Origin of the sequence: Flagellimonas lutaonensis (assembly GCF_000963865.1) — a bacterium.
GTDB lineage: Bacteria > Bacteroidota > Bacteroidia > Flavobacteriales > Flavobacteriaceae > Flagellimonas_A > Flagellimonas_A lutaonensis.
The window spans coordinates 2,498,994-2,525,000 of the sequence record NZ_CP011071.1 but is presented as its reverse complement, the minus strand read 5'-3'; the positions used below and the strand labels follow the sequence as shown (position 1 = coordinate 2,525,000).

Annotated in this window: 27 protein-coding genes, 3 tRNA genes and 2 rRNA genes (1 of these 32 cut by a window edge); 13 read left to right on the top strand and 19 right to left on the bottom strand. The window is 45.8% G+C overall.

Annotated features, from left to right (window positions below; all coding sequences use genetic code 11):
- From VC82_RS11825 to VC82_RS11805, 4 genes are all read right to left on the bottom strand, one after another.
- Window positions 1-225: ribosomal RNA gene (locus VC82_RS11825) — 23S ribosomal RNA — on the bottom strand (it extends 2,632 nt beyond the left edge of the window).
- A gap of 210 nt (window positions 226-435) precedes the next feature.
- Window positions 436-509, bottom strand: a tRNA-Ala gene (locus VC82_RS11820).
- Window positions 510-810: 301 nt separating this feature from the next.
- Window positions 811-887 (bottom strand) — tRNA-Ile (locus VC82_RS11810).
- A gap of 89 nt (window positions 888-976) precedes the next feature.
- A 16S ribosomal RNA gene (locus tag VC82_RS11805) occupies window positions 977-2,502 on the bottom strand.
- Together the 16S and 23S rRNA genes with 2 tRNA genes alongside form the textbook arrangement of a ribosomal RNA operon.
- A 382-nt stretch (window positions 2,503-2,884) precedes the next feature.
- Between VC82_RS11805 and thrS the strand changes: the two genes are divergently transcribed.
- From thrS to VC82_RS11780, 5 genes are all read left to right on the top strand, one after another.
- Window positions 2,885-4,825 carry a threonine--tRNA ligase gene (gene thrS / locus VC82_RS11800; RefSeq protein WP_045802553.1) on the top strand — a complete coding sequence of 647 codons (1,941 nt, stop codon included), beginning with the start codon at window positions 2,885-2,887 and terminating at the stop codon, window positions 4,823-4,825.
- Between the two features lie 34 nt (window positions 4,826-4,859).
- Entirely contained in the window at window positions 4,860-5,417 is a 558-nt protein-coding gene (gene infC / locus VC82_RS11795; RefSeq protein ID WP_084598222.1) for a translation initiation factor IF-3, read from the top strand.
- 54 nt (window positions 5,418-5,471) lie between these two features.
- Window positions 5,472-5,669 carry a 50S ribosomal protein L35 gene (rpmI, locus tag VC82_RS11790; RefSeq protein ID WP_045802551.1) on the top strand — a complete coding sequence of 66 codons (198 nt, stop codon included), beginning with the start codon at window positions 5,472-5,474 and terminating at the stop codon, window positions 5,667-5,669.
- 144 nt (window positions 5,670-5,813) lie between these two features.
- Window positions 5,814-6,158, top strand: a complete 345-nt coding sequence (gene rplT, locus VC82_RS11785) for a 50S ribosomal protein L20 (RefSeq protein WP_045802550.1) — start codon at window positions 5,814-5,816, stop codon at window positions 6,156-6,158.
- Between the two features lie 82 nt (window positions 6,159-6,240).
- Window positions 6,241-6,909 (top strand): SGNH/GDSL hydrolase family protein, encoded by a 669-nt coding sequence (locus VC82_RS11780; protein WP_045802549.1) that lies wholly within the window; start codon window positions 6,241-6,243, stop codon window positions 6,907-6,909.
- Between the two features lie 26 nt (window positions 6,910-6,935).
- Here VC82_RS11780 and VC82_RS11775 read toward each other — a convergent pair whose 3' ends face one another.
- Window positions 6,936-7,358, bottom strand: a complete 423-nt coding sequence (locus VC82_RS11775) for a secondary thiamine-phosphate synthase enzyme YjbQ (protein WP_045802548.1) — start codon at window positions 7,356-7,358, stop codon at window positions 6,936-6,938.
- A gap of 189 nt (window positions 7,359-7,547) precedes the next feature.
- Here VC82_RS11775 and VC82_RS11770 point away from each other — a divergent pair, with 189 nt between their 5' ends.
- The gene (locus VC82_RS11770; protein WP_045802547.1) at window positions 7,548-8,342 is read left to right on the top strand and encodes a Cof-type HAD-IIB family hydrolase; all 795 of its coding nucleotides are present in this window, start codon (window positions 7,548-7,550) and stop codon (window positions 8,340-8,342) included.
- Here the strand turns inward: VC82_RS11770 and VC82_RS11765 are convergent.
- The 5 genes from VC82_RS11765 to tgt form a co-directional block, all read right to left on the bottom strand.
- Window positions 8,339-9,538: an asparagine synthetase B gene (locus VC82_RS11765; RefSeq protein ID WP_084598221.1), complete on the bottom strand. Its 1,200-nt coding sequence runs from the start codon at window positions 9,536-9,538 to the stop codon at window positions 8,339-8,341. The two genes, VC82_RS11770 and VC82_RS11765, sit on opposite strands and share 4 nt — an antisense overlap.
- Window positions 9,539-9,614: 76 nt before the next feature.
- Window positions 9,615-11,162 carry a replicative DNA helicase gene (dnaB, locus tag VC82_RS11760; protein ID WP_045802546.1) on the bottom strand — a complete coding sequence of 516 codons (1,548 nt, stop codon included), beginning with the start codon at window positions 11,160-11,162 and terminating at the stop codon, window positions 9,615-9,617.
- Window positions 11,163-11,329: 167 nt separating this feature from the next.
- Window positions 11,330-12,283 (bottom strand): acetyl-CoA carboxylase carboxyltransferase subunit alpha, encoded by a 954-nt coding sequence (locus VC82_RS11755; RefSeq protein WP_045802545.1) that lies wholly within the window; start codon window positions 12,281-12,283, stop codon window positions 11,330-11,332.
- A gap of 87 nt (window positions 12,284-12,370) precedes the next feature.
- Window positions 12,371-13,450, bottom strand: coding sequence for an LptF/LptG family permease (locus tag VC82_RS11750; RefSeq protein ID WP_045802544.1), 1,080 nt, complete (start codon window positions 13,448-13,450; stop codon window positions 12,371-12,373).
- Window positions 13,450-14,580: a tRNA guanosine(34) transglycosylase Tgt gene (tgt, locus tag VC82_RS11745; RefSeq protein ID WP_045802543.1), complete on the bottom strand. Its 1,131-nt coding sequence runs from the start codon at window positions 14,578-14,580 to the stop codon at window positions 13,450-13,452. The genes VC82_RS11750 and tgt overlap by 1 nt, the downstream gene beginning before the upstream one ends.
- Window positions 14,581-14,735: 155 nt before the next feature.
- On the opposite strand from tgt, the gene VC82_RS11740 reads away from it, so the two are divergent.
- From VC82_RS11740 to VC82_RS11725, 4 genes are all read left to right on the top strand, one after another.
- The gene (locus tag VC82_RS11740; RefSeq protein ID WP_045802542.1) at window positions 14,736-15,581 is read left to right on the top strand and encodes a transketolase; all 846 of its coding nucleotides are present in this window, start codon (window positions 14,736-14,738) and stop codon (window positions 15,579-15,581) included.
- Window positions 15,582-15,588: 7 nt separating this feature from the next.
- On the top strand, window positions 15,589-16,281 hold the full coding sequence (locus VC82_RS11735) for a hypothetical protein (RefSeq protein ID WP_045802541.1): 693 nt from the start codon (window positions 15,589-15,591) through the stop codon (window positions 16,279-16,281).
- Window position 16,282: 1 nt separating this feature from the next.
- Window positions 16,283-17,236: a transketolase family protein gene (locus VC82_RS11730; protein WP_045802540.1), complete on the top strand. Its 954-nt coding sequence runs from the start codon at window positions 16,283-16,285 to the stop codon at window positions 17,234-17,236.
- Between the two features lie 144 nt (window positions 17,237-17,380).
- Window positions 17,381-17,974 (top strand): outer membrane beta-barrel protein, encoded by a 594-nt coding sequence (locus VC82_RS11725; RefSeq protein ID WP_045802539.1) that lies wholly within the window; start codon window positions 17,381-17,383, stop codon window positions 17,972-17,974.
- A gap of 54 nt (window positions 17,975-18,028) precedes the next feature.
- Here the strand turns inward: VC82_RS11725 and VC82_RS11720 are convergent, their stop codons facing one another.
- On the bottom strand, window positions 18,029-18,991 hold the full coding sequence (locus VC82_RS11720; protein WP_045802538.1) for an FKBP-type peptidyl-prolyl cis-trans isomerase: 963 nt from the start codon (window positions 18,989-18,991) through the stop codon (window positions 18,029-18,031).
- A 79-nt stretch (window positions 18,992-19,070) separates the two neighbouring features.
- Here VC82_RS11720 and VC82_RS11715 point away from each other — a divergent pair, with 79 nt between their 5' ends.
- Both VC82_RS11715 and VC82_RS11710 read left to right on the top strand, forming a co-directional pair.
- The gene (locus VC82_RS11715; RefSeq protein WP_045802537.1) at window positions 19,071-19,442 is read left to right on the top strand and encodes an RNA-binding S4 domain-containing protein; all 372 of its coding nucleotides are present in this window, start codon (window positions 19,071-19,073) and stop codon (window positions 19,440-19,442) included.
- A 34-nt stretch (window positions 19,443-19,476) separates the two neighbouring features.
- The gene (locus tag VC82_RS11710; protein WP_045802536.1) at window positions 19,477-19,974 is read left to right on the top strand and encodes a phosphoribosyltransferase family protein; all 498 of its coding nucleotides are present in this window, start codon (window positions 19,477-19,479) and stop codon (window positions 19,972-19,974) included.
- On the opposite strand, the gene VC82_RS11705 is transcribed toward VC82_RS11710, so the two are convergent.
- Complete coding sequence (locus tag VC82_RS11705) at window positions 19,966-20,478, bottom strand: shikimate kinase (protein ID WP_045802535.1); 513 nt, start codon at window positions 20,476-20,478, stop codon at window positions 19,966-19,968. The genes VC82_RS11710 and VC82_RS11705 overlap by 9 nt on opposite strands.
- 107 nt (window positions 20,479-20,585) lie before the next feature.
- Here VC82_RS11705 and VC82_RS11700 point away from each other — a divergent pair.
- Window positions 20,586-20,658: transfer RNA gene (locus tag VC82_RS11700), tRNA-Lys, on the top strand.
- A 91-nt stretch (window positions 20,659-20,749) separates the two neighbouring features.
- On the opposite strand, the gene VC82_RS11695 is transcribed toward VC82_RS11700, so the two are convergent.
- The 7 genes from VC82_RS11695 to VC82_RS11665 form a co-directional block, all read right to left on the bottom strand.
- Window positions 20,750-21,412: a hypothetical protein gene (locus VC82_RS11695; protein ID WP_045802534.1), complete on the bottom strand. Its 663-nt coding sequence runs from the start codon at window positions 21,410-21,412 to the stop codon at window positions 20,750-20,752.
- A gap of 42 nt (window positions 21,413-21,454) precedes the next feature.
- Window positions 21,455-21,892, bottom strand: coding sequence for a hypothetical protein (locus VC82_RS11690; RefSeq protein ID WP_045802533.1), 438 nt, complete (start codon window positions 21,890-21,892; stop codon window positions 21,455-21,457).
- Between the two features lie 35 nt (window positions 21,893-21,927).
- Window positions 21,928-22,347, bottom strand: coding sequence for a hypothetical protein (locus VC82_RS11685; protein WP_245615896.1), 420 nt, complete (start codon window positions 22,345-22,347; stop codon window positions 21,928-21,930).
- A 79-nt stretch (window positions 22,348-22,426) separates the two neighbouring features.
- The gene (locus tag VC82_RS11680; RefSeq protein ID WP_045802531.1) at window positions 22,427-23,794 is read right to left on the bottom strand and encodes an MBL fold metallo-hydrolase RNA specificity domain-containing protein; all 1,368 of its coding nucleotides are present in this window, start codon (window positions 23,792-23,794) and stop codon (window positions 22,427-22,429) included.
- Between the two features lie 9 nt (window positions 23,795-23,803).
- Window positions 23,804-24,655: an ATP cone domain-containing protein gene (locus tag VC82_RS11675; RefSeq protein WP_045802530.1), complete on the bottom strand. Its 852-nt coding sequence runs from the start codon at window positions 24,653-24,655 to the stop codon at window positions 23,804-23,806.
- A 43-nt stretch (window positions 24,656-24,698) separates the two neighbouring features.
- Entirely contained in the window at window positions 24,699-25,106 is a 408-nt protein-coding gene (locus VC82_RS11670; protein WP_045803421.1) for a hypothetical protein, read from the bottom strand.
- Between the two features lie 46 nt (window positions 25,107-25,152).
- Window positions 25,153-25,998, bottom strand: coding sequence for a universal stress protein (locus VC82_RS11665; RefSeq protein ID WP_045802529.1), 846 nt, complete (start codon window positions 25,996-25,998; stop codon window positions 25,153-25,155).
- Window positions 25,999-26,007 lie beyond the last annotated feature (9 nt).

Sequence of the window (26,007 nt, the reverse complement as noted above, 5' to 3'; positions counted from 1 at the left end):
TCACTCTTGTTTTCTCCTCCTCCGCCTACTTAGATGTTTCAGTTCGGCGGGTTCGCCCCCCGCACAAGTGCGGGGTGACATGCCTTCAGCATGCCGGGTTGCCCCATTCGGAAATCCGCGGATCAATTCGTATGTGCCGATCCCCGCGGCTTTTCGCAGCTTATCACGTCCTTCTTCGCCTCTGGGAGCCTAGGCATCCCCCATACGCCCTTCTCTTGCTTGTCGCCACCCCCGCGCACAAAGGCGCGGAAGGGCCCTCTCGTAATCCTTCAATAAAATTGTTACTTCTACTACGTGTTTCTTCGACTTCGCTGTCCCGCAAAATGCGGAACGCTCCGTCCCAATATGTCAATGAACTTTTCGATAACGCCAACGCGCCATCTGGCTCCTGCGCTAAAAATGTCTACCAGACATTTTTTTGACGCTTCGGCCCGGTGGAGAATATCGGAGTCGAACCGATGACCTCCTGCGTGCAAGGCAGGCGCTCTAGCCAGCTGAGCTAATTCCCCGTTTCCCAGTTGTCAGTTGTCAGTGAACAGTTGACAGTTCCTTAAAAAACGGCGCACCGTTACCGATGACCCAACCTCTAGAATTTCCCTATCCAATATTTCTTTAAGAACTTCAAAAACCATAGGCGGACCTTTGACTTTCCACCTTTAACCTTCAACTCGCAGCCGCGCCGCGCCGTAGTCCCTGACAGGCTCACCTCGACCGCGCTCGGCACAAACTTCTCGCCCTTCCTCGACCTGGTAGTCCCGGGCAGGCTCACTTCGGCTACGCTCAGCATGAACTTCTCGCCCTTCCTCGACCTGGTAGTCTCGGGCAGGCTCGAACTGCCGACCTCTACATTATCAGTGTAGCGCTCTAACCAGCTGAGCTACGAGACTGCTATATCAAAAAAAACATATGGGTGACAGCGCACAGGGAAAGAACCCCGTCGCGGGCAACGGCCCCCGAAAAGGGGACGTCTCTCTAGAAAGGAGGTGTTCCAGCCGCACCTTCCGGTACGGCTACCTTGTTACGACTTAGCCCTAGTTACCGGTCTTGCCCTAGGCCGCTCCTTGCGGCGACGGACTTCAGGCACTCCCGGCTTCCATGGCTTGACGGGCGGTGTGTACAAGGCCCGGGAACGTATTCACCGCGCCATGGCTGATGCGCGATTACTAGCGATTCCAGCTTCACGGGGCCGAGTTGCAGGCCCCGATCCGAACTGTGACCGGTTTTCAAGATCCGCGCCCCCTCACGGGGTGGCTTCCCTCTGTGCCGGCCATTGTAGCACGTGTGTGGCCCAGGACGTAAGGGCCGTGATGATTTGACGTCATCCCCACCTTCCTCGCGGTTTGCACCGGCAGTCCCGTTAGAGTCCCCATCTTTACATGCTGGCAACTAACGGCAGGGGTTGCGCTCGTTATAGGACTTAACCTGACACCTCACGGCACGAGCTGACGACAACCATGCAGCACCTTGCAATCGGTCCGAAGAAAAAGCTATCTCTAGCTTATGCAGACTGCATTTAAGCCCTGGTAAGGTTCCTCGCGTATCATCGAATTAAACCACATGCTCCACCGCTTGTGCGGGCCCCCGTCAATTCCTTTGAGTTTCATTCTTGCGAACGTACTCCCCAGGTGGGACACTTATCACTTTCGCTTGGCCACGGAGCCCTAAGGCCCCACAGCTAGTGTCCATCGTTTACGGCGTGGACTACCGGGGTATCTAATCCCGTTCGCTACCCACGCTTTCGTCCATCAGCGTCAGTACATGGTTGGCCACCTGCCTTCGCGATCGGTGTTCTATGTGATATCTATGCATTTCACCGCTACACCACATGTTCCGGCAACCCCACCATGACTCAAGACCTGCAGTATCAAGGGCAGTCCCACGGTTGAGCCGTGGCCTTTCACCCCTGACTTACAGGCCCGCCTACGGACCCTTTAAACCCAATGATTCCGGATAACGCTCGGACCCTCCGTATTACCGCGGCTGCTGGCACGGAGTTAGCCGGTCCTTATTCGTACGGTACCGTCAGCCACCTACACGTAGGTGGGTTTCTTCCCGTAAAAAAGCAGTTTACAACCCATAGGGCCGTCATCCTGCACGCGGCATGGCTGGATCAACCTTCCGGCCATTGTCCAATATTCCTCACTGCTGCCTCCCGTAGGAGTCTGGTCCGTGTCTCAGTACCAGTGTGGGGGATCCCCCTCTCAGGGCCCCTAACCATCGCTGCCTTGGTGGGCCGTTACCCCACCAACAAGCTAATGGTACGCATGGCCATCCCTGTCCGATAAATCTTTAATCCCGACACCATGCGGTGACGGGATGCCATGGGGCATTAATCCGGGTTTCCCCGGGCTATTCCCCTGACAGGGGCAGGTTCCATACGCGTTCCGCACCCGTGCGCCGGTCGTCAGCGGAAAAGCAAGCTTCTCCCTGTTACCCCTCGACTTGCATGTGTTAGGCCTGCCGCTAGCGTTCATCCTGAGCCAGGATCAAACTCTTCATCGTGGAAATCTTAAACTGATCCCCCAACAAAGGCCGCACCCGGCGATCAAAATGGTTCTCTCTCTGTTTACGCTGTCATTATTCCCAATATGTATATGAACTTCACAAAACAAAAGACCCGGCCCTCTCAAAAAAAAACGCCCGAAAAACGGACAACTGACCGGAAAAAAATGCCCTGCCATCAAGCAAAGCGGGTGCAAATATAGAAAGCTTTGTTTTATCCAACAAAACAAAATCAGCAAAAAATTTCATTTTTTTTCTACGTGTTGAATATCAACATGTTATAATTATTTTTTGGTGTTATTCCAGAAATATTAATCCAGGGTACCTTATTGTAAGCATCGTTACAAGATCGTATCTTTGCCCCCTGTTAACAAATGCGCACATGATCGAGATTACATTGCCCGATGGGGCGATAAAAAAAGTCGCCAAAGGAACCACGGCCATGGAAGTGGCCCAGAGCATCAGTGAGGGCTTGGCCCGCAATGTCATTTCTGCGTCCTTTAACGGTGAGACCATAGAGACCCACACCCCCCTCACAGAAAGTGGCAAACTGGTTCTATATACTTGGAACGATGAGCAGGGCAAAAAAGCATTCTGGCACTCGACCTCGCATGTGGTGGCGCAGGCACTGGAAGAACTGTACCCCGGCATTAAACTCACCATTGGGCCCGCCATAGAAAATGGCTTTTACTACGATGTCGATTTTGGCGACCATACCATTTCAGAAAAAGATTTTCCGACGATAGAGAAAAAAGCGCTTGAAATTGCCCGGGGCAAGCACGACTTTAAAATGCGGGAAGTATCAAAAAAAGAGGCTCTCGATTATTACAGGAAACAGAACAATATATATAAGGTAGAGCTCATCGAGAACCTCGAAGATGGTGAAATCACTTTTTGCGACCACAGTACGTTTACCGATCTGTGCCGGGGGGGGCATATACCAAATACCGGACATATCAAGGCCATCAAAATTTTGAATGTGGCCGGTGCCTATTGGAGGGGCGATGAAAACAATCCGCAATTGACCCGTGTTTACGGAATCTCATTCCCTAAACAGAAACAACTCACCGAATATCTTGAGCTTCTTGAAGAAGCCAAGAAAAGAGACCACAGAAAGCTGGGGAAAGAGCTAGAACTGTTCACCTTCTCACAAAAGGTGGGGCAAGGGCTGCCATTGTGGTTGCCAAAAGGTGCTGCCCTTAGGGAGCGACTGGAAAATTTTCTGAAAAAGGCCCAGAAAAAAGCAGGATATGAAATGGTGGTTACCCCGCACATCGGCCAAAAACAACTGTATGTGACCTCTGGGCACTACGCCAAATATGGGGAAGATAGCTTTCAGCCCATCCACACCCCGAAAGAGGATGAAGAGTTCTTGCTAAAGCCGATGAACTGTCCACACCATTGTGAAATCTATAAGAACAGTCCGTTCAGCTATAAAGACCTGCCGATACGCTATGCAGAGTTTGGCACTGTTTACCGGTATGAACAGAGTGGTGAGTTACACGGACTTACCCGGGTTCGGGGCTTTACCCAAGACGATGCCCATATTTTCTGCACCCCCGATCAACTGAACGATGAGTTCAAAAACGTTATTGACCTATCATTATATGTTTTGGGCTCTTTGGGCTTTGAAAACTTCACGGCCCAGGTATCGGTCAGGGACCTAGACAAGCCCGAGAAGTATATCGGAAGTGTTGAAAACTGGGAAAAGGCCGAAAAGGCAATCATCGATGCCGCGGATGAAAAAGGGCTCGATTATGTGATTGAAAGCGGCGAAGCCGCCTTTTACGGGCCAAAACTGGATTTTATGGTGAAAGATGCTCTGGGGCGCCAATGGCAATTGGGCACCATTCAGGTGGATTATAATTTACCCGAACGATTCGATTTGACCTATAAGGGCAATGACAATGAACTTCATAGACCGGTCATGATCCACCGTGCCCCGTTCGGAAGCATGGAGCGCTTTGTGGCCCTGTTGCTGGAACATACGGGAGGTAACTTTCCTTTGTGGTTGATTCCGACGCAAGCCATCGTGCTGCCCGTCAGCGAGAAGCACGAAAAATATGCTGAAAAAGTTTTGAATTCGCTAGAAAATCACGAAATTCGCGCGCTCATTGATAAGCGGAACGAAACCGTTGGCAAGAAAATTCGTGAAGCTGAGCTGAAGAAAATACCCTTCATGCTCATCGTTGGTGAAAACGAGGAAAAGGCCAATACCCTATCAGTCAGAAGACATGGTGGCGAAGACCTCGGCAGCATTGCCATAAGCGAATTTTCAGACTTGGTAGCTAAAGAAATAAATAGTACCTTAAAGTCGTTCTAACGAAACGTATTGTTTAACTAAAAAAGATTAAGCCATAGCAATAAGAAGAAGATTTAGGCCCCAACCTAGAAGGGAGAACAAGAATCCCCACAATATCAATGAGAAAATAACCGCCCCCAAAGTGCGTTTGGTGGGCGATAATGTTGAAATGGGTGTTTACCCAACAAAAGAGGCTTTGCAAAAAGCCCAAGAACTTGAGCTCGACCTTGTAGAGATTTCACCGAAAGCGGATCCGCCGGTCTGTAAGATCATGGATTACAAAAAGTTTCTCTACGAGCAAAAGAAGCGCGACAAAGCCATGAAGGCGAAAGCCAGCAAAGTGGTGGTAAAAGAAATACGTTTTGGTCCCCAGACCGATGACCATGATTACGAGTTCAAAAAGCGCCACGCCGAAAAGTTCTTGAAAGATGGCGCCAAGTTAAAGGCATATGTCTTTTTCAAGGGGCGTTCGATCGTGTACAAAGACCAAGGTGAAATTTTGCTGTTGCGTTTGGCGCAAGAATTGGAAGAGTATGGAAAGGTAGAGCAAATGCCAAAATTGGAGGGAAAACGCATGACGATGTTCATCGCGCCCAAAACAACCAAAAAGTAAGGGTACCATTTTGCTCAAAAAGATATAAGCGGAGTTAATTAAATATTTAGGAAAATGCCTAAAATGAAAACAAAATCCAGTGCCAAAAAGCGTTTTAAGCTTACAGGTACCGGTAAGATCAAAAGGAAGCACGCTTTCAAGAGTCACATTTTGACCAAGAAATCAAAAAAGCGCAAGCTTCGGTTGACCCATTCGACTTTGGTGCACAAAGCCGATGAGGCCAGCATCAAAGAACAGTTACGTTTAAAATAATTGTTCAAGAGGTTCATTCATTAATTATTAACCATGGAGTCAGGCAAAATAATTCACGATCGTAGCTTTTAGACTTACGATTTGAGAATACAGAAAAGTTCCCGAGGCAAGTTCGGGACGCCTGCTACAAAAAAGTGAAACAAAATGCCAAGATCAGTAAATTCAGTAGCTTCAAGGGCACGTAGAAAAAAAGTGCTGAAGCAAGCCAAGGGCTACTTCGGACGTCGTAAGAACGTTTGGACAGTAGCCAAGAATGCGGTAGAAAAAGCAATGTTATATGCCTACCGCGATAGAAAAAACAAAAAGAGAAACTTCAGGGCCCTTTGGATTACCCGTATCAATGCAGGTGCCCGCCAACACGGTATGTCTTACTCACAGTTTATGGGCAAGGTAAAAGCCAATGGTATAGAGCTCAACCGAAAAGTTCTTGCCGATTTGGCCATGAACCACCCCGAGGCGTTCAAGGCTATCGTAGAAAAAGTGAAGTAACAATTTTGCATAAACTTTACCCCGCTTATCTAAAATCCCGCTGAGTTCAGCGGGATTTTTGTATTTTGAAGGTTTCAGAATCATGCCTACGTTGAAAACTTTCACGCTCTTGGTTTCCCTCATACTATTTGGCCATTGCATGGCGCAAGAAACGCCAAGTTCTTTTTTGGCTCTGGGAGACAGTTATACAGCTGCCACCGGTGAACTGAACAAGAATTCATGGCCCATGCAGTTACATGAAATCATCGACAAAAAATACATTGATCTCAACGAGCCACACATATTGGCCAAAGCCGGATGGACCACCACCGATTTGCTAGAGGCCATTGCCACCGCAGATCTTTCGCCCCCTTACGACCAGGTTGCACTTCTCATCGGGGTCAACAACCAGTACCAAGGTTTGCCCATACGTTTGTTCGAAGTTGAGTTTGCCCAGCTATTGGCACGCAGTATTGAACTGGCGGGCAACGACCGATCCAATGTTTTTGTACTGACCATTCCTGATTGGGGAGCAACCCCATTTGCACGCTTCCGCGACAAAGAGAAGATTACCACCGAAATCGGACGCTACAACCGCATTATCAAGAACATGGCTAAAGAACAGGGCGTTTTGGTGGTAGACATTACACCCTCTACCCGTAATATGGCGGTCAACCCCAACCTGATTGCTTCCGACAGCCTTCACCCTTCAAAAAAAATGTACCAAAGTTGGGCCAAGAAGATTGCCAAAAAATTGCGCAAGAGAAAATGATGCCCCATTTTCCTTCCTTAAAAAAATCAATCACCAAAAGCCGAGATGACCAACCGACGGCCAGATGCCCGGTTTCTGTGTTCGCATAGATAAATACCCTGCCAAATGCCCAGGTTCAATTTTCCGTTTGTGATGGGTATTTGCACCGAAGCCCCCATCAACGATGCCTTGATGTGCGCGGGCATGTCATCGGGCCCCTCGTACGTATGCACATAATACGGGGCGTTTTCTGGCACCATTTTGTTCATATGGCTTTCAAAATCCAACCGCACGGTGGGGTCGGCATTTTCATTGATGGTCAAACTGGCCGAGGTGTGCTTTATAAAGACCTGCAGCATACCCGTATCGATGCTTTTGATCTCGGGGATGGCCCGTAAAACCTCATCGGTAATCAAATGAAAGCCCCTTGGGTATGATTTTAGCGTAATTTCTTTTTGATGAAACTGCATATTATAATTATTCCGTCTTTCCCGTGCCTATGCCCAACCTGCCTACTGTCAGGAAGGCTTGTTTCGGTAAAGACGGGAATCCACATAAACATAAATAGATTTCTGCTTTCGCAGGAATGAAGGTCAAATTTAATCAATTGGTTACACGAATACGTGCCTTACCCTTACCTTTGCCACGTATTTGAAACTATGGATTTATCTAAGATCAAGATGGTGGTCACCGATATGGACGGTACCCTGTTGAACCCAAACCATGAGGTCAGTGAACGGTTCTTTGAACTTTTCGAGGCACTTCGCAAGAAGAATATTCAATTTGTTGCCGCCAGTGGTAGGCAGTACAACAGCATGGCCGAGAAGTTGGAAACCGTAAAAGATGACACCATCTTTATTGCCGAGAACGGGGCACTGGTCATGCATCGAGAGAAACAGCTCTTGGTAAACCCATTAATGCCTGCGGAAGTAGGCACCGTTTTGAAGTCTGTAAAAGGCATCGATGGGGCGCACCCAGTGCTGTGCTGTAACCAAAAGGCCTTTGTCACGGGCCACTCCCGGCCCTTTGTCAAATTGCTGCGTGAATACTACAGCTGTTTCGAGGAGGTGAACACATTGGAAAGTATTGAGGAACAGGTTTTAAAAGTGGCCGTTTATCACTTTGAAGGTTCGGAAACATATATTTATCCGCATGTAAAACATTTGGAAAGTCAATTGAAGGTAAAGGTATCAGGTACCCATTGGGTAGATTTTTCAAACCGGTATGCCCATAAGGGCCATGCTCTTGAGATGGTGATGAAAGACCGTGGAATTTCGAAAAACGAGGTCATGGTATTCGGCGACTATTTTAACGATGTGGAAATGATGCAGCTAAGCCTCTATAGTTTTGCAATGGCCAATGCCCACCCCGAAGTCAAAAAAGTGGCCCAGTTTGAAACGGCCAGCAATGAAGCCTTTGGGGTTGAAAAAGTACTTGAAAAATTGGTTGGCTAGGTCTTCTGTTTTTTCTTTCGTGCTGCAGGAAACAATACGTTGTTGAGAATCAAACGATAACCGGGAGAGGTCGGGTGCAGCTCCAATTCGGTTTTCGGGTCCCCTACCCTATGTTGGTAATCTTCGGGGTCGTGGCCTCCATAAAAGGTAAAAAAACCCTTGCCCTTGATACCGTGTATATACCTTGCCTCGCCGTTCAATTTGCTTTCGCCCAGCACCATTACGGTAGGTTTTACATGTTCTCTTGCAAACGAAGTGGTCTGCCCCATGAAACCCTTGACCAATGTGGTGTGGTTCTGGGTCAACATGGTTGGCACAGGGTCCCATTTGGCCGAGAACTCCATCAGCGAGAAATAATCCGATTCTTTGGGTATCTGCCTTTTGGATGTCATATCGATACTGGAGAACTCGTATCGTAACGGACTACGCTCCAGTACAAAATCGGTAAAGGCAAAGGTTTTGCTAAAATCCAACTTGCCTTGATAGTTGGGTTCTGAAGGGTCTCCATCAAACATAGGCTCGCAGATATCCACCCCATCGGCAGCCAGGGCAATATCAAAACTATCGGTGGCCGAGCACATGGCGAACATGAAGCCACCTCCTATAACGTAATTTCTTATTTTCTGGGCCACGGCACCTTTTTGCTCAGAGACCTTGCTGTAGCCCAACTTTGCGGCCCGCTCTTCGGCACGCCGTTTGCCTTCGATATACCAAGGGGCAGCACGATAGACCCCGTAGAACTTGCCGAACTGTCCGGTAAAATCTTCGTGGTGCAGGTGCAACCAATCATAAAGTGCAAGCTTATCATCGAGCACTTCTTCATCATATACGGTCACATAGGGAATCTCGGCATAGGTTAGCACCATGGTCACGGCATCGTCCCAAGGTTGGTTGTCTTTGGGTGAGTACACGGCTATTTTGGGTGCCTTCTCAAGAATTACGGCATCTTGGTTGCGTGAGGGACTGCTAATTTCATCTAAAATGGCCTCTGCCTGTGCGTCTGACACTATTTCATATGAAACCCCCCGAATTTGGCATTCTTTTCGAATGACTTCCCCATCGGGCAATAAAAAAGAGCCCCCCCGATAGTTCAAGAGCCATTGCACCTTTTGTTGTTTGGTCAAGACCCAATAGGTAATTCCGTAGGCCTTCAGATGGTTTTTTTGGCTTTCGGCATCCATGGGAATAAGTATCATGGAAGCGGATAGATAGACGGAAGACACAAGACATAAGACAAGAGACAGGATTGTCTTAACCTTGATGTCGAGAAAATCAAAAGGGAATATCGTTGTCTTCTTCAGGATTGCCGGTTTCTTGACCATTGTCAAAGGCCTCATTGGCTGACGGGAAACTATTGGTGATAAAGGGGTTCTCTTCATCGGCATTCATCTTAGATTGAAACTCGAATGGCGAGTCAAAGTCATCTAAGTTATCGAATTTACCCAAGGCACCAATAAACTTTAACCTAATATTATCCAATCCGCCGTTACGGTGCTTGGCCACAATGAACTCGGCCTGCCCTTGTGTAGGGGTGCGCTCTTCATCATCCCATTCATCAATTTTGTAGTATTCTGGTCGGTAGATAAACGACACGATATCAGCATCTTGCTCAATGGCGCCAGATTCACGAAGGTCTGATAAGATAGGCCTTTTGCTGCCCCCACGGGTCTCTACTGCCCTTGAAAGTTGTGACAGTGCAATTACGGGAACGTTCAGTTCTTTGGCCAAGGCCTTCAGGTTTCTTGATATGGTCGAAATCTCCTGCTCACGGTTTCCGCCTTTTTGGCTTCCGCCAGCGGTCATCAATTGCAAATAGTCGATAATGATCAGCTTAATGTTGTGCTGCGATGCCAATCGGCGTGCCTTGGCCCTTAAATCAAATATCGACAACGAAGGGGTGTCATCGATGAACAAAGGTGCTTTTTCAAGAGCCTTCACCTTTACATTCAACTGCTCCCACTCATGTTTTTCCAGCCGTCCGGTACGAAGCTTTTCTGAAGAAAGCCCTGTTTCTGACGAAATCAAACGGGTAATCAGCTGTACCGATGACATTTCGAGCGAAAAGAACGCCACGGGTATATCGGCGTTCACAGCCATATTTCTGGCCATTGAAAGGGTAAGTGCCGTTTTGCCCATACCGGGTCTCGCGGCAATAATGATAAGGTCACTGGGCTGCCAACCCGAGGTCAGTTTATCAACTTTGTCAAACCCGGAAGGAATACCGCTGAGACCTTCTTTGTTGGCAATCTCCTCAATCTTTTTCTTGGCCTGAATGACCAAGTTCTGAGCCGTTTCTGCCGATCGCTTCAGATTGCCCTGCGTTACCTCGTACAATTTTGCCTCGGCATTGTCGAGCAAATCGAACACATCGGTCGAATCTTCATAGGCTTCTTCAATGATCTCACTTGATATTTTTATCAAGCTCCTTTGAATGTACTTTTGGAGAATGATGCGTGCATGAAACTCGATATGGGCCGAAGAAGCCACCTTTTGGGTCAATTTTATCAGATAGAAATCACCCCCAACAGCTTCAAGCTGCCCTTCTTTCTTCAACTGCGCCGAAACGGTTAATAAGTCAACAGGTTCGGAAGATTCAAACAATTTAAAGATGGCCTCATAAATCATCTTATGGGCATCCTTATAAAAAACATCGGGGTGCAGAATATCAATCACTTCATCGACCCCTTTTTTGTCGATCATCATAGCTCCCAGCACAACTTCCTCTAAATCAACTGCTTGGGGAGGTATCTTGCCTCTCTCCAGGTTGATTATGGTCGATTTATCGAGCTTGCGTCCTACTATTGGGCTGGGTTTATCCATGAATGCGAAAGTATGGAATTAACCTTTACTTAACTTTGAATTTAGAAAATGTGATGTCAACAGGTCTTCAACAAAAGTACTGTTGATAACCCAGAAAAAATGTTAACAACACAAAAATTCTGGTTTTTTGGTTCTTTCAAAAATCCATCCAAACAGAAAATCAAGGCTTAACCGTTGAACACACCCATATTGCAGTATTTGTCCATACGGGTTTTCACCAATTCTTTTGGTGATAACTTTTTGAGTTCTTCGAAGTGCTGCGAAATCTTGTTTTTGACAATCTCAAATGTCTTTTTACGATTGCTGTGTGCCCCACCTACGGGCTCACGTACTATTTCATCGATGAGCTTGAGTTTTTTCATGTCTGGGGCGGTCAGTTTCAATGCTTCGGCTGCCTGCTCTTTATACTCCCAGCTTCGCCAAAGTATCGATGAGCACGACTCGGGCGAAATAACCGAATACCAAGTGTTCTCGAGCATCAAAACCTTATCGCCCACACCAATGCCCAAGGCGCCACCAGAGGCTCCTTCTCCAATAATGACGACTATAATCGGCACTTTCAAGCGTGTCATTTCCAATATGTTGCGGGCAATTGCCTCGCCCTGCCCGCGCTCTTCGGCCTCGATGCCCGGATAGGCACCAGGGGTGTCGATGAAGCTCACTACCGGAATATTGAACTTTTCGGCCATCCTCATCAACCTGAGCGCTTTTCGATACCCTTCAGGATTGGCCATACCAAAGTTGCGATATTGACGGGTCTTGGTATTGTATCCCTTTTGCTGGCCGATGAACATATAGCTCTGGTCACCAATCTTGCCAAGACCTCCGATCATGGCCTTGTCGTCCCGTACCGTTCTATCGCCATGAAGTTCGAGAAAGGTGTCACCACAGATGGCATTGATATAATCCATGGTGTAGGGCCTGTTCGGATGTCTCGATAATTGCACCCGCTGCCATGCAGTCAGGTTCTTATAGATGTTCTTGCGGGTTTCGATAAGTTTCTTTTCTATCTGTTGGCAGGTTTCCGTAACATCAACTTCACTTTCTTCACCGATCACCTTGCATTTTTCAAGTTGTTCTTCCAACTCTTTTATAGGGAGCTCAAAATCTAAATATTCCATATCATCAACAGCATTACATATGTGGTGCACAAATATAAAACTTTAGGCAATATAGAATGTAAGATGGTGGTAAATCGGCCACAAAGCCTAGCGCTTGGCCTTTTGAAGCAGGTATATGCCCAAGGCCCCAAAAAGCACATTTGGAATGATGACCGCCAACAAGGGCGAGAAGCCCGATTGTTCTGCCAGCGTTCCAAAAACCTTGTCAAAAAAAATGTAGATAAAGGCCACCCCGATACCAAATGCCAAGTTGACCCCCATACCGCCCCTTCGTTTGACCGAAGAAACCGCAACAGCGATAATGGTCAGTACAAATGCTGAAATGGGCAATGCCCAGCGTTTGTACTTGACCAACACATAGGTATTGATGTTGGCCGAGCCCTTTCTGCGCTGCTCTTCGATAAACTCGTTCAACTCAAAAAGGTTCTTGGTATCGGCCACATAAGATACGGGAGTCAGGTCGTCAATATCAAAACTGAAGAGGGTATCCAATCTTCTCTGAGTCTCAATGATCTCTTTGGCCCCACGAATCTTTCGCTTCGCATACGAAGTGAGGCGGTAGACACTGTCTTTTTCGACCCATCTAATATTGGCCGCCGAGATTTTATAGTCCAAGGTGTCACCATTGAAATGTTCAAAGGTGAAATTATAGCCTATCTCACGAGAGGGGTCAAAACGGCTTACGTATATGAAATCATTTTCATTGAGTTGGTTGAAAATGTTGTTCGTTACCCGGTCTGTCTTATTTCGCTTGAAGTATTTGTACTGAAACTCATTATACCCAATACTGGCATGCGGCACGATGAACATTCCCATAAAGAAAATCAAGATAGCCACCAAGGTAGCCCCGATAAAATAGGGTCTCAGAAACCGCCAATACGAAACCCCAGAGCTCAAAATGGCCACTATCTCTGTATTGCTGGCCAACTTTGAGGTAAAGTATATGATGGAAAGAAACAAGAAAATGGGCAGCAACAGATTACCGATTACCAGTGTAAAGTTTCCGTAGAAAACCAGCACCTCGTCCAAAGGGGCCTCGTTGTCAATGATCTTGCCGATTTTTTCTGCCAAGTTGGCCATGATCCCTATGGGAACAAAGAGCAAGAGCATTCCGATGAATGTCCACAGATACCTCTTTAAAATGTACCGGTCAAGAATCGTGAGCATTACAATCGTTTGTTCATTTTAGTTACCATGGTCTGTTTCCATTCGGCAAAATCACCGGTCAATATATGTTCTCTTGCCGTCTTTACCAACCACCGATAGAACCCTAGGTTGTGTATGGTGGCTATCTGTTTTCCAAGATATTCATTGGCTGCGAACAAATGTCGCAAGTAGGCCTTACTGTACTCGGTATCAACAAAAGTGATGCCCATTTCATCAATGGGCGAAAAATCATCTTCCCATTTTTTGTTTTTTATGTTGATGGTTCCCTCGGCCGTAAACAGCATGCCGTTTCGAGCGTTGCGCGTGGGCATGACACAATCGAACATATCGACACCTAAGGCTATGTTCTCCAAAATATTGATGGGCGTGCCCACCCCCATTAAGTATCGCGGTTTGTCTTCGGGAAGAATATCGCAGACCGCCTCGGCCATTTTGTACATTTCTTCTGCCGGTTCGCCCACCGAAAGCCCTCCAATGGCATTGCCTTCGGCCCCTACTGAAGCTATATATTCGGCAGATTGAATGCGCAGATCTTTATAGGTAGACCCCTGTACAATAGGAAAAAAGGTTTGGGAATAACCGTACTTGAACGGCAGTTTTTCAAGATGTGCCAAACATCTATCCAGCCATCTGTGGGTCATCTGCATCGAACGCTTGGCATAACCGTAATCGCACGGATAAGGCGTGCATTCGTCAAATGCCATAATGATATCCGCACCAATGGTACGCTGTATCTCCATCACATTCTCTGGAGTGAAAAAATGGAGCGAGCCATCTATGTGCGACTTAAACTTGACCCCTTCTTCCTTTATTTTACGGTTGGCCGACAACGAATAGACCTGGTAACCGCCACTATCGGTCAAGATATTACGGTCCCAGCCCATAAACTTGTGCAGGCCGCCGGCTTTTTCCAAAATATCCATACCAGGGCGAAGGTATAAATGGTAGGTGTTGCCCAGAATGATATCTGGGTCTACCTCATCGCGCAGCTCACGTTGGTGCACCCCCTTTACTGAAGCCACTGTGCCCACAGGCATAAATATGGGCGTTTCAATGGTGCCGTGGTCGGTAACCAATTTGCCCGCTCTAGCCTTGCTTTTGGGATCGGTCTGTTCTAACGTAAATCTCAATCTTAAAATTTGAACGCAAATATAGCCATCTTGCCCACAGCAATACCTTAACAAAAAAATAAAGTTATTGTCGAAAAGACCTTTATAACTCGATCGTTATTAATTTGCTTAACGCAGTTAATGCGGTTACATTTGGCGAATCAAATACACGACCAATGGCAAATATTGAAGAATTGGAAAAACTTGTCGTACAGGTTCGACGGGATATTCTGAGGATGGTACACAAGGTAAACTCAGGCCACCCAGGCGGGTCTCTTGGCTGTACCGAGTTTTTTGTGGCCCTTTACAATGAAATTATGGACTTGAAAGATGGCTTTGACATGGATGGTATCGGAGAGGACGTCTTTTTTCTCTCTAACGGACATATCTCCCCTGTTTTCTACAGTGTCTTGGCCAGAAGGGGCTATTTTCCTGTTGAGGAACTGAGCACTTTTCGCTTGATCAACTCCCGTTTACAGGGGCACCCCACTACCCATGAGGGCCTACCCGGGGTTCGGGTGGCTTCAGGATCATTGGGACAAGGCATGTCGGTTGCCATTGGGGCCGCATTGGCCAAAAAATTGAACAACGACGATAAACTGGTGTATAGTCTTCATGGTGATGGCGAATTGCAAGAAGGCCAAAATTGGGAGGCCATCATGTTTGCTGCTGCAAAAAAGGTCGATAACCTCATCTGCACCATTGACCGAAACGGTCAACAGATCGACGGGCCCACCGAAGAAGTGCTCTATCTGGGTGATGTGTCTGAAAAATTAAAAGTCTTTGGCTGGGATGTTCTTGAAATAGAAAATGGCAACGACCTACAGCAGGTAATCGATGGATTGAAAGAGGCAAAGAACAGAACCGGTAAGGGCAAACCGGTCGGCATCGTTATGAAAACCATTATGGGGAATGGGGTTGATTTTATGATGCATACGCATGCTTGGCACGGCAAGGCGCCCAACGATGAACAGCTAGAGGTGGCTTTGGCGCAAAATCCGGAAACATTGGGGGATTATTAGTAGTCTTATGAAACAAACCGTTTTACGCATCTTTCTCTCCGTTTTATCAAGCTGTGGTTTCATTAGCGGTATCGGTGCACAAGAAATTTCTTTTGAATTAGACTATACCGCTACCTATTTTATTCCAAAGTCCCAAGACACCATTACCGTAAGTGTTGGGCAGGACGGGGCTTTTCTCTATACTGATTCAGACTTACTTGCAAAAAGTTTTGCAAAAGAATTAGTGTCGTTTTTGCCGGCTGTCGAAAGTGCTTCAACTGAAGTAAAAACATTACTCAACCTCCAGACAAATGAGCTGCTTTTTCATATCAGAGCGGACAAAAACACAATGGTAATGAACTTTGACCTATTGAATTTTGCAAACCCGAAATCATTGGAAAAATCAGGAGGTCTTGCTCATACCCAAACTGATGAGAAGTATTTATTCAAAGGCAAAGAGTATCCAATTTTCAAAATACATCCAAGAAATGATAGCTCCGATGCTCTCAAAATTGCTTTTGACAAAGCATTTTCATTTGATTATAACAAACATATGCCTGATTTTTTGACTTTGGTATTGGGAGAGGAAATGACAATAAACGTACCCAATGGAGTCATTTTAGGCGCAGAAGATAAACATGGCAACGAGTTGATTAGACTTATTGATATAAAATCGGAAGAAAAGACCGGCAGGGTTGACTTAAACTTTATACTCAAATAAAATGAAAAAATACGTAGACCAAGGCAAAAAAGATACCCGTAGCGGCTTCGGGGCCGGCATCGCAGAACTGGGTAGAACCAACGACAAGGTGGTGGCCCTTTGTGCCGATTTGGTAGGGTCTCTGAAATTGGAGCAATTTATAGAGGACAATCCAGAGCGGTTCTTTCAAGTGGGCATTGCAGAGGCCAACATGATGGGCATTGCGGCCGGGCTGACCATTGGTGGCAAAATACCTTTTGCCTGTACGTTTGCCAACTTTGCCACGGGAAGGGTCTATGACCAAATACGGCAATCAATCGCCTATTCGGGTAAAAATGTGAAGATATGTGCGTCGCATGCCGGACTTACCTTGGGTGAAGACGGTGCCACCCACCAAATCTTGGAAGACATCGGGTTGATGAAAATGCTTCCCGGGATGACGGTTATCAACCCATGTGACTATAACCAGACCAAAGCAGCAACTTTGGCCATTGCTGAACATGATGGCCCGGTCTATCTAAGATTTGGTAGACCTAAAGTAGCCAATTTCACACCTGAAAACCAACGTTTCGAAATTGGCAAGGCCCTTATGCTCAACGAAGGCAGCGATGTAACGGTATTGGCCACCGGACATTTGGTGTGGGAAGCGATACAGGCCGCCGAGAGCTTAGAGAACCAAGGTGTTTCTGTAGAGCTAATAAACATTCATACTATAAAACCGCTAGACGAAGAGACCATTCTGACATCGGTTAAAAAGACCGGGTGTGTGGTCACTGCCGAAGAACACAACTTTTTGGGCGGTCTTGGCGAAAGTGTTGCCCGCACCCTGGGCGTGCACCACCCCGCCCCACAAGAGTTTGTGGCCACCCAAGATACTTTTGGCGAAAGTGGCACCCCAGAGCAGTTGATGGAAAAATATGGCCTGAACAATAAAGCCATTGAGAAAGCCGTTTTGAAAGTGTTGAAAAGAAAATGACATACTTTGGCACAAAACCTTGGAGTTTTTATTCTTGAAAAGACATTAAAACCCAAGGACCAACCTTGTGCAAGTTAAATCTCGATTATCGAGTTTGGTATCGTCTTTGCTACTATTCAACACGAACAAAAAACGAAACACATTATGAAGAAAACACTTTTAGTGGCGGTTATGGCCCTTATGGGCACGGCCGCGTTTGCACAAGCAGGTTCAGGATTCGGTATCAAGGCCGGACTTAATTATGCGGGCAACGGCGATTATTTTGATTCTACCCGGGATGCCTTTGAAAATCCTGATAGAAATGCAGGTTTTCACCTCGGTTTTTATGGAAAAATCGGAAACCGTATCTATTTACGGCCCGAATTGGTGTACACCAGCACTAAATCAGGCTATGATGAAGGTGAGCTTAAAATTCAGAAACTTGATTTGCCAGTACTATTGGGTGCCAAGGTAATCGGTCCATTGCATGTATTCGCTGGGCCCTCATTTCAATACCTGCTGCAAACCGATTTTGAAGCAGATCAGATCACTTTCGACAATGTTGAGAATGATTTTACGGTGGGCATGAACCTTGGCGCAGGGGTCAATCTGGGTAAGTTTGGCATCGATTTGCGATATGAACGAGGCTTTAGTGAGAATGAGATACGCTTTATCAACACGAACATCACCAACCTCAACAACGATAGGGTCGATACAAGACCTGATCAACTGATTTTGAGCTTTTCATTGAAAATTTGATATACCCTCTTTGGGAAATAAAAAAGCCCTGGCGGAAATGTCAGGGCTTTTTTTTTAACTATCGCTATCAAGATAGTCTGGTGTACCGTCACCATCGGAATCGGGAAAGGTGATATTGCCCGCTCCGTCGATTTCAATCTCATCGCGGGTAGGAATTCCGTCGTCGTCGTCGTCAGAATCCAAAAAGTTGGCAACCAACCCAACCCCTGCATTGGCCTCCGATGCGGCATCAGTATTATCATTGTATAAATAGCCATCGCCATCTAAATCTTCCATGATGGATGGTATTCCATCACCATCGTGGTCAGCGGTATTTACCGAAAACAGGTCTACTGTAAAGATTATTGGCGCATACTGCCCAATCAATCCTCTAGAGCCATTAAAATTAGCGAGACCAGAGGGCATTATGATCATACCCACTCCATAGTCGCTAACACTAAAGGTGCCATCAGCATTCACTATGGGGTCTCCACCTTCTTTGAAATTGACCATCCCTTCAGAAAATCCCCTGAAACCCTGAAGTGGTGCCTGAATTCGTGCCAAATCGAACCAAGTGCCCGTGGTAGACCCATCAAAAGAAGTACCATTGAGCAACATGCCCTCGTACCTGACAAAGGTGGAGTCTGCTACAGTTGGCGATTGGCCGATGCCCTCTCGGGCAGAAAGATAGTAGTAGGTATGCGGTACATCAAGTTCCTCGTCATTCAACGAAAACTCAAACGACGAAACGTTCACAACAGCTGATTCTACTTGATCGATCAATGGAGTTTTATCGGCATTTTCACCAGCAATGGTATCGATACGGATCTTGAAGTCAAAATCGGCAGGAGGGTTCTGAAATTCCTCGTAATTATAGAAGTGCGTCTGCAAAAACTCCCTTATCTCGGCATCATCTTCAACCGCCACTTCACTCAACGGTCTTGGAGGCAAAATCTGGACACCATCGTTATCATCATCACTACTGCAAGACCATACCAGTGTTGAAAGTACTACCGTGAAAATAAATCGCCGCATCATACAACTTTATCTTTATTGGCGCGCAAGATACAATTTTCCACTATTTTTGAGGATTGCCTTAACAAAGATTTGCAACCCTATGCGCATCGATAAATATCTTTGGAGTGTTCGGTATTTCAAGACCCGTAGCTTGGCCAGCCAAGCCTGTAAAAAAGGGCATGTAAAGGTCAATAAAACCGTTGCCAAACCTTCAAGGGAAGTCTTTCCAGGCGATGAGATAACGCTTAGAAAAAACCAAATAGACTTTCAACTCAGCATTTTAGATCTTCCGCAAAGCAGGGTTGGTGCCAAGTTGGTCGACCTCTATCGAAAAGACACTACCCCGCAAGAGGCCTTTGCGCATACCGAGCTTTTAAGGCATGCCAAAGAGCATTACCGAAAAAAGGGAACCGGTAGGCCCACCAAAAAAGATAGGCGGGACATTGAAGACTATTTGACCGACCCTGATTAATCTTTTTATATTTTTGGAACCATAATCACAAGGCATGGCAGACCGTATTCTTACCCACCAACAGATACAGCACAAAATTCGGCGTATTGCCTACCAGATCTATGAGAGCAATGTCGATGAGAAAGAAATTGTGGTGGCCGGCATTGAAGGGGGCGGTCTGCACTTCGCAAAAAAAATTGTGAAGACCCTTGAAGAGATCACAAATATCAAAATAACCCTTTGTAAAGTAACCATCAACAAAGACAATCCGCTTGAGGGAGGGGTGAAAACCTCAATAGACGAGAGCGGGTACAAAAATAAATCGATCGTATTGGTCGATGATGTTCTGAATTCTGGTTCTACCTTGATTTACGGGGTTCGCCATTTCTTGTGCACACCACTGAAACAACTGAAAACGGCCGTTTTGGTCAACCGCAACCACAAGCGGTTTCCGGTAAAGGCAGATTTTAAGGGCATTTCGCTGTCAACTTCGCTGAACGAGCATGTGAAGGTGGTGTTCAAGGCCAATAATGATGCGGTCTATCTAGATTAACACCTTGATTTCTTGGATGATTTCAGCAGGGGATTTCCCATCACAGACCACGGTATGGTCGGCACGGTCATAAAAGGGAGTCCGCTCGAACAAATGCTTTCCAATAAACTCTGGCAATGCTGCTTTTGGTAAGTGACTGACCAGTGGCCTTTCAGATTGTTCTAGAGCTATGCGGTCTACCAATTCCGGTATGGACACTTTCAAATAGATGGAAATGGCCCCACTTTTTAAAATGTTCTCCATATTGGTACTATAACAGGGCGTACCACCGCCAGTGGCCAACACCATGTCTTTGTTTTCATTTAGCAGGGAAGCTAGCACCTCGGTCTCTTTCTTCCGGAAAAAAATCTCGCCCCGCTCTTTAAATATCTCCGGTATCGGTTGCTGTATTTTTTGTTCTATGGCGGTATCCAAATCGATGAATTCAATGTTCAGGTCTTCGGAGAGAGACCTGCCAATAGTCGATTTGCCACTGCCCATATAGCCCAATAATACAATCTGCATATGCTAACTTTTTACACTTTCTGATGAATGGCAAATTTATCATTAATTCAACTTGTGAAATACAGAATAGGTGTTATATTTGCACCCGCTAACCGCAATTTTGGTTTGACCTGATAGCTCAGTTGGTAGAGCATCTCCCTTTTAAGGAGAGGGTCCTGGGTTCGAGCCCCAGTCAGGTCACTAGAGAAAAAAGTCCCGAAAAAAAATTTCGGGACTTTTCTTTTTTCCGCTTTTGTAAGCTACATAAACCATTCTGCCCAGTGTTCAGCACTCATGGTTTTGTAACATTTTCTGTTAACGGCTTTCTAAATATGATATCCTGTTCTTGCAAGGCAAGTATCACCAACCTGACATAATCTTTTATGGTTTTTTTTATGTTTTGGGGATCGGTGATATCAATGGCACCCCGCCAGATAAGTTCGCGCTCTTTGCCAACGCAAATACAGTACAATGAAGTTTCTGCATGATAAACCGTAAAATTGTCGTAATAGCCTGTTTCATAGAAAATATCTTGATGATCTAAATAATCATCGCTGAAATTACCGTACCTGTCACCAAGGCTGCCCATGTTCTTTTTGAACATCTTTCTGTTCTCAGACCCCACTATTTTGGTAAAGAGAATGGCATCGAAATCTTTGTCCAACAATTGCTGCTCAACTTCGTTCAGCTGTTCTTCTGATTGCCGTGTCTCTGTAAACTCAACATCAAACAGATCTATGCTGCGGAATGATTCTACACCACGCCGGTCAAATTCTTTCTTGAGTTCACTTTCGAACACTTCACGGGCCTCAGTGTCAGCGGTCATGCCAACCAGTAGTACCTTGTTGGCATCAAAGATGACAATATCAGGATTCTTCCAATTGCTTACCAAACTGGTAGATGAACATCCGGCAAATAAGAGGGCCATGGCGATGAAAGAAATAATTTTTTTCATGATATCGTCATATAGAGGTTTCTACTTACTTGGCAGGGCAAATCAATTCAACAGTCTTCGGCGCTTTCTTTTTTTAAGGACCGTTTTCAACAATGAAAAGATTTTTTCTTTCAATGATCGGTACCTTACAACATAACTGCCCATTTTTTTCGAGATGTTCTGATGTGATTTTTGGTAGGCCTTCTCCATCTCTGGTTGGTCGACATCATCGACCATGATCTCTAATTGGTTCTTATGTTTCTGTACTTCTTTGAAAAGAGGTATCAGGCTCTTTTCCATTTCTGAAAGCAGTGCTACAACTTTCTTGCTCTCGTCGAAAAGTTTTTCATCCAGTATGTCAAGCGTGTGGTTTTTTATCAAATCTTGAAAAAAACGCTGTTCATCACGAATAAAGTTCAACTGCATAAACCAATCTTTTGATTGTTCGTGCATCTCTTCTGCGCTGATCCATTCGAAATAGGAAATTTTTCTTGTTTTCATGGCATGTGTTTTAATAATTTGCTGCCGGTAGGGTTCTAAGCCTTTCTTTTCTTCAGAATTCCCCTGGCATAATTGAAGATTTCAGATTTTAGGATACTGAACTTTTTTGTCAGACCGTTAACCGTGGTCCGTAAATCATCATGACTTTTATGATAGCCTCCATTGCAGTCACTGTCTTTGCACTCCCACATGCCCCCAAGTTCATTTTCGTGCCTTGCCAAGGCCGCCAATAACCGGGTTCTCTCGTCTTTGAATGTCTCTAGGCGTGCAAGATAATCTTGGAGCCGCTCAAACAGGTTGGGGGTATTGGGCTCAAACACGTATGATTGCAATAGTTGTTCGATGAACATGACCTCATCATGCACAAATTGCAAATCTGATTTCCATTGCTGGGTTTCCCAATGAAGATCTTCCATCTTTCTGCTATCATATTTGCTAAAGGGAATTTTTTCCACAACCAACAATATTAAGGTTCAAAGCATAAGTTAATCCATAACCCCCTGATTAAAAATGATTTTTATCAGTAAGAGAGCATCAGGCCCACATGCCGAAGGTTTCAAAAAGTTTAGGGATGCGCACCCGCCAACCGTGCCGATCAACAATTTTTACCCTTAGGGCATCAAGTGCTGTGGGCTCGCCGTGAACCAGGAATACCTGCTCTGGAACATTTTTTATACCGCCCAGCCAATGCAGCAGGCCAGCTTGATCGGCATGTGCCGACAGACTCTGTAAATGGTGGATTTTTGCCTTTACGGGCAAAAACTTTCCGAATATTTTTAGCTCAGGGGTCCCTTCTAGCAACAGACGACCACGCGTGCCCTCTGCCTGGTAGCCGACCAAAAGCACATGGGTATTCTCTTTTTTTATCAATTGGCTGAGGTACACAAGCACCCTGCCTCCGGTGACCATACCACTACCGGCGATAATTATTTTCGGGCGGGGGTCGTCAACGGTGTTCCAGGTATCGGCGTATGAAGTGATTATGGTAACATAACGGCACATTGCCTGAAAGTCTTCGCGAGAAAGTGTATGCCATTCTCTATAATCATCAAAAACAGACAGCACGTTGGCCCCCATAGGACTATCGACAAATACCGGAATACCGGGAATCTTGTTCTTTCTGTACAACTTGTAGAGCACATACATCAGCGATTGCAGGCGCTCAATGGCAAAGGAAGGGATTACCAGATTGCCACGCTCTTGAACCACTCGGTGAACAAGGTCTGTCAGAACCCTCTCTGGGTCTTCCTGCGGGTGTAGTTGGTGCCCATAGGTGCTCTCCATGATCAGATAATCGGCCCATCTGGGCCTTTTTGGTGGGGCCAACAAATAATCGTTTTGTCTACCCACATCACCAGAAAAGACAAATCGTTTACCGTGGGCTTCAAGCTCGATAAAACAGGCTCCAATAATATGGCCCACATACCTGAACCTGAAGCGTAGATTGAGACTTAGATGTCTCCACTCATTTTTTTCGACCGCTTCGAAAAATCGGAGGGTAAATTCTGCCTCTTTCTCGGTAAAAAAAGGCATGGCCGGCGAGTGCTTGCTATACCCCTCCCTGTTGGCCCTTTCTGCCTCTTCTTCGTGAATTTTTGCACTATCGAGCAGCACAATACGTGCAATGGCCAATGTTGGGGCGGTTCCGAGAATTTTGCCCCTGAACCCATTTCTGACCAAGCGTGGAAGATACCCCACATGGTCTAAATGGCCATGGGTCAGTAACACGAAATCAATTTTCGCTACCGCAACCGGTAGTTTTTGCCAGTTGAGTTCTCGTAGTTCTTTGACACCTTGAAAAACACCACAATCTACCAGTAATTTTGTTTCAGGTGTTTCCAGGTAGTGCTTTGAACCGGTAACCTCATTGGCCGCCCCTAGAAATTTGATTTTAAGGTCCATCGCTACAGTTTAAACGGCGCAGAGCAGCTCTATTTCTTCCAAAATCTTCTCTTTTCTGGGTTCGGTAATACCCAAATGATCTAAATAAAACCTATCTCCCAACAATTGTTTACAGAGTACGATATCTCTTCCCAACAAAAATTCTTTTTCTCTTTTTGAGAGAATAGTAGAAACCGTTATGGGGTACAGCCCCAACCCATCTATACGCTCTCTAAGGCTCTCGCCTTTCGGATGGTCCCAACTCAAAAGATATAGCTCTGCACATTGCCCGTAGGCCACGGCATCTTTACTGAAGCGCGTGTTGGTGACCACCCAACCTGCGGTAAGGTTCATTAGTTCGGTTTGGTCTTTTCTTTGATACGATTCTATGTCGTTGAAACGTGAATGTATGTAAAGTGGAATCTTAACATCGCAATACCGCCCTTCATCACTATGAAATTTGCATTCCACCAATGTTTTTAGATGTTGTTGTTCGGCAACTACATCAACCTCATGGGCCACGCATACCCCAGCAAGTATTTCATTGGTTCGTACTTTATAACCAGAGTAGTGCAAAATATTACTGATGAATTTCTCAAAGGGGAAGCCGGTGGGCCCCAATTCATAAATTGCCTTTTTGAGTTTGTATTTTGAGGCCAGTACCGAGGTGTGCTTTTTGAGTAGGGAAAAAGCACGATTATAAATCTGTTGGGTGCTAATACCTTCGTAAAGCTCAGAGCTCACCTTTGCAACAATATCTTCAGCAACAAGATCACCAACCCCACTTCTTATAAGTGATTCTTTGAGCTTCTTTTTGGAGAATGGCACTTTGTCGCCTGATGATTTGACAACGTCAACGTATTCATTACTCTTTTTTTTCATGATTTGGTGGATAACGGTTCTAAGTAATTTGCAACCAACACCCTTATTTTGATGCAAAAAAATCGCGTGCCAAAGCCTTGATTTGATTATGCGTCATGCTATCGGCCTTTTGTACATTCTTTACTTTTTTTGCAAGGGCCTGATTTTTCGATTCAAGGAATTTGTTGAATTTTTGACCTGTATCGGCGGGACCAAAAATGGCTATTTCTTCAGCTTTTTCAATATAGGGAACAATATTGTTGAAATACCGCTGCATTTGATGCTTTTCACGTTCAAGATATTTGCTGTCTTGCACCACCTCTTGGGGGCCCCAACGGGTCTTGGAACGAGATCCGCCCTTTGGGTGAAAAAATTCTACCTCAGAATTGACCGTCTCAAATGCCTCACTATCTTTTGAGAGTGTGACTATATATGCTTTTTCCTTGTCTATCCAAATTCCTACTTGTTTCATATCGTTCATGTTTAATGGTTTTAGACCCTTGTGTATTTGTCATTACCTAACGGTCGGGCAATATCAAAAGAGGGGCATCCACGTAATGGGTTACATCCAAAATAACGGGTTCCCTGAACAGTTTTTCCAAAAAGAAATGTTCGTGATAGACCATGGCCAAGAGATTGGTGCCGTTTTTTGAGACAAAATCGCTAATAGTGGCCGCTTTCGAACGTTCGTTGAGCAAAAGGTGTACAATGGGCGAACGCTTTTCAAAAAAAGAAAGGAGTTTTTCTTTGTTGCCTTCTTGTTCGCTATCAAGCCGTGATTTCTCTAAGATGTGGACAATGTGTACTTCACTCTGGTGCAAATTGGCCAATTTGACAAGGTGCCCAAGATGCTTAAAATCAAATGCCTTGAAGTCAGAGACAAAGGCTATTTTGGTAAGTGGCGTATAATCAATCTGCCGGGGCACGCAGAGCACAGGGCAGTTCAGGTCGGCCTTTACCACGGCCATGGTGTTTCCGCCAAAAAAAAGTTCTTTGGCCCCCGTCTGACCTTTGGCCCCCATTACAACAATATCAATGGCATGTTCTGCTACATAGTGTTCCACCTCTTTTGCCAATTGCCCATGCCGCATCACCGTGTTGAATTGGTGGAGGTCATTCTTGCCCGCGTCACGTACCGCCCGGTGGCAGACCTCTTTTAAGCATTCGTCGACCTTACGGCACAAAAATTCTTCCAAGGTCTTGGAATCTTCGTGACCCCTGTAGTCTCTTTTCAATGGTGAATGGTGGTCATACGTGTGCAGTACATGAAACACACAGGCCTCGTTCTTATAGAGTTTGGTGGCATAAAACAGGGCGTTATAGGCATCATGTGAAAAATCGGTAGGTACTAATATGTTCAACATTGTACAACG

Bases quoted from the DNA above. Each gene is read 5' to 3' on its own strand.
- thrS (WP_045802553.1), top strand. From the start codon at position 2,885: ATGATCGAGATTACATTGCCCGATGGGGCGATAAAAAAAGTCGCCAAA.
- rpmI (WP_045802551.1), top strand. From the start codon at position 5,472: ATGCCTAAAATGAAAACAAAATCCAGTGCCAAAAAGCGTTTTAAGCTT.
- rplT (WP_045802550.1), top strand. From the start codon at position 5,814: ATGCCAAGATCAGTAAATTCAGTAGCTTCAAGGGCACGTAGAAAAAAA.
- VC82_RS11780 (WP_045802549.1), top strand. From the start codon at position 6,241: ATGCCTACGTTGAAAACTTTCACGCTCTTGGTTTCCCTCATACTATTT.
- VC82_RS11775 (WP_045802548.1), bottom strand. From the start codon at position 7,358: ATGCAGTTTCATCAAAAAGAAATTACGCTAAAATCATACCCAAGGGGC.
- VC82_RS11770 (WP_045802547.1), top strand. From the start codon at position 7,548: ATGGATTTATCTAAGATCAAGATGGTGGTCACCGATATGGACGGTACC.
- VC82_RS11765 (WP_084598221.1), bottom strand. From the start codon at position 9,538: ATGATACTTATTCCCATGGATGCCGAAAGCCAAAAAAACCATCTGAAG.
- dnaB (WP_045802546.1), bottom strand. From the start codon at position 11,162: ATGGATAAACCCAGCCCAATAGTAGGACGCAAGCTCGATAAATCGACC.
- VC82_RS11755 (WP_045802545.1), bottom strand. From the start codon at position 12,283: ATGGAATATTTAGATTTTGAGCTCCCTATAAAAGAGTTGGAAGAACAA.
- VC82_RS11750 (WP_045802544.1), bottom strand. From the start codon at position 13,450: ATGCTCACGATTCTTGACCGGTACATTTTAAAGAGGTATCTGTGGACA.
- VC82_RS11740 (WP_045802542.1), top strand. From the start codon at position 14,736: ATGGCAAATATTGAAGAATTGGAAAAACTTGTCGTACAGGTTCGACGG.
- VC82_RS11735 (WP_045802541.1), top strand. From the start codon at position 15,589: ATGAAACAAACCGTTTTACGCATCTTTCTCTCCGTTTTATCAAGCTGT.
- VC82_RS11730 (WP_045802540.1), top strand. From the start codon at position 16,283: ATGAAAAAATACGTAGACCAAGGCAAAAAAGATACCCGTAGCGGCTTC.
- VC82_RS11725 (WP_045802539.1), top strand. From the start codon at position 17,381: ATGAAGAAAACACTTTTAGTGGCGGTTATGGCCCTTATGGGCACGGCC.
- VC82_RS11720 (WP_045802538.1), bottom strand. From the start codon at position 18,991: ATGATGCGGCGATTTATTTTCACGGTAGTACTTTCAACACTGGTATGG.
- VC82_RS11715 (WP_045802537.1), top strand. From the start codon at position 19,071: ATGCGCATCGATAAATATCTTTGGAGTGTTCGGTATTTCAAGACCCGT.
- VC82_RS11710 (WP_045802536.1), top strand. From the start codon at position 19,477: ATGGCAGACCGTATTCTTACCCACCAACAGATACAGCACAAAATTCGG.
- VC82_RS11705 (WP_045802535.1), bottom strand. From the start codon at position 20,478: ATGCAGATTGTATTATTGGGCTATATGGGCAGTGGCAAATCGACTATT.
- VC82_RS11695 (WP_045802534.1), bottom strand. From the start codon at position 21,412: ATGAAAAAAATTATTTCTTTCATCGCCATGGCCCTCTTATTTGCCGGA.
- VC82_RS11690 (WP_045802533.1), bottom strand. From the start codon at position 21,892: ATGAAAACAAGAAAAATTTCCTATTTCGAATGGATCAGCGCAGAAGAG.
- VC82_RS11680 (WP_045802531.1), bottom strand. From the start codon at position 23,794: ATGGACCTTAAAATCAAATTTCTAGGGGCGGCCAATGAGGTTACCGGT.
- VC82_RS11675 (WP_045802530.1), bottom strand. From the start codon at position 24,655: ATGAAAAAAAAGAGTAATGAATACGTTGACGTTGTCAAATCATCAGGC.
- VC82_RS11670 (WP_045803421.1), bottom strand. From the start codon at position 25,106: ATGAAACAAGTAGGAATTTGGATAGACAAGGAAAAAGCATATATAGTC.
- VC82_RS11665 (WP_045802529.1), bottom strand. From the start codon at position 25,998: ATGTTGAACATATTAGTACCTACCGATTTTTCACATGATGCCTATAAC.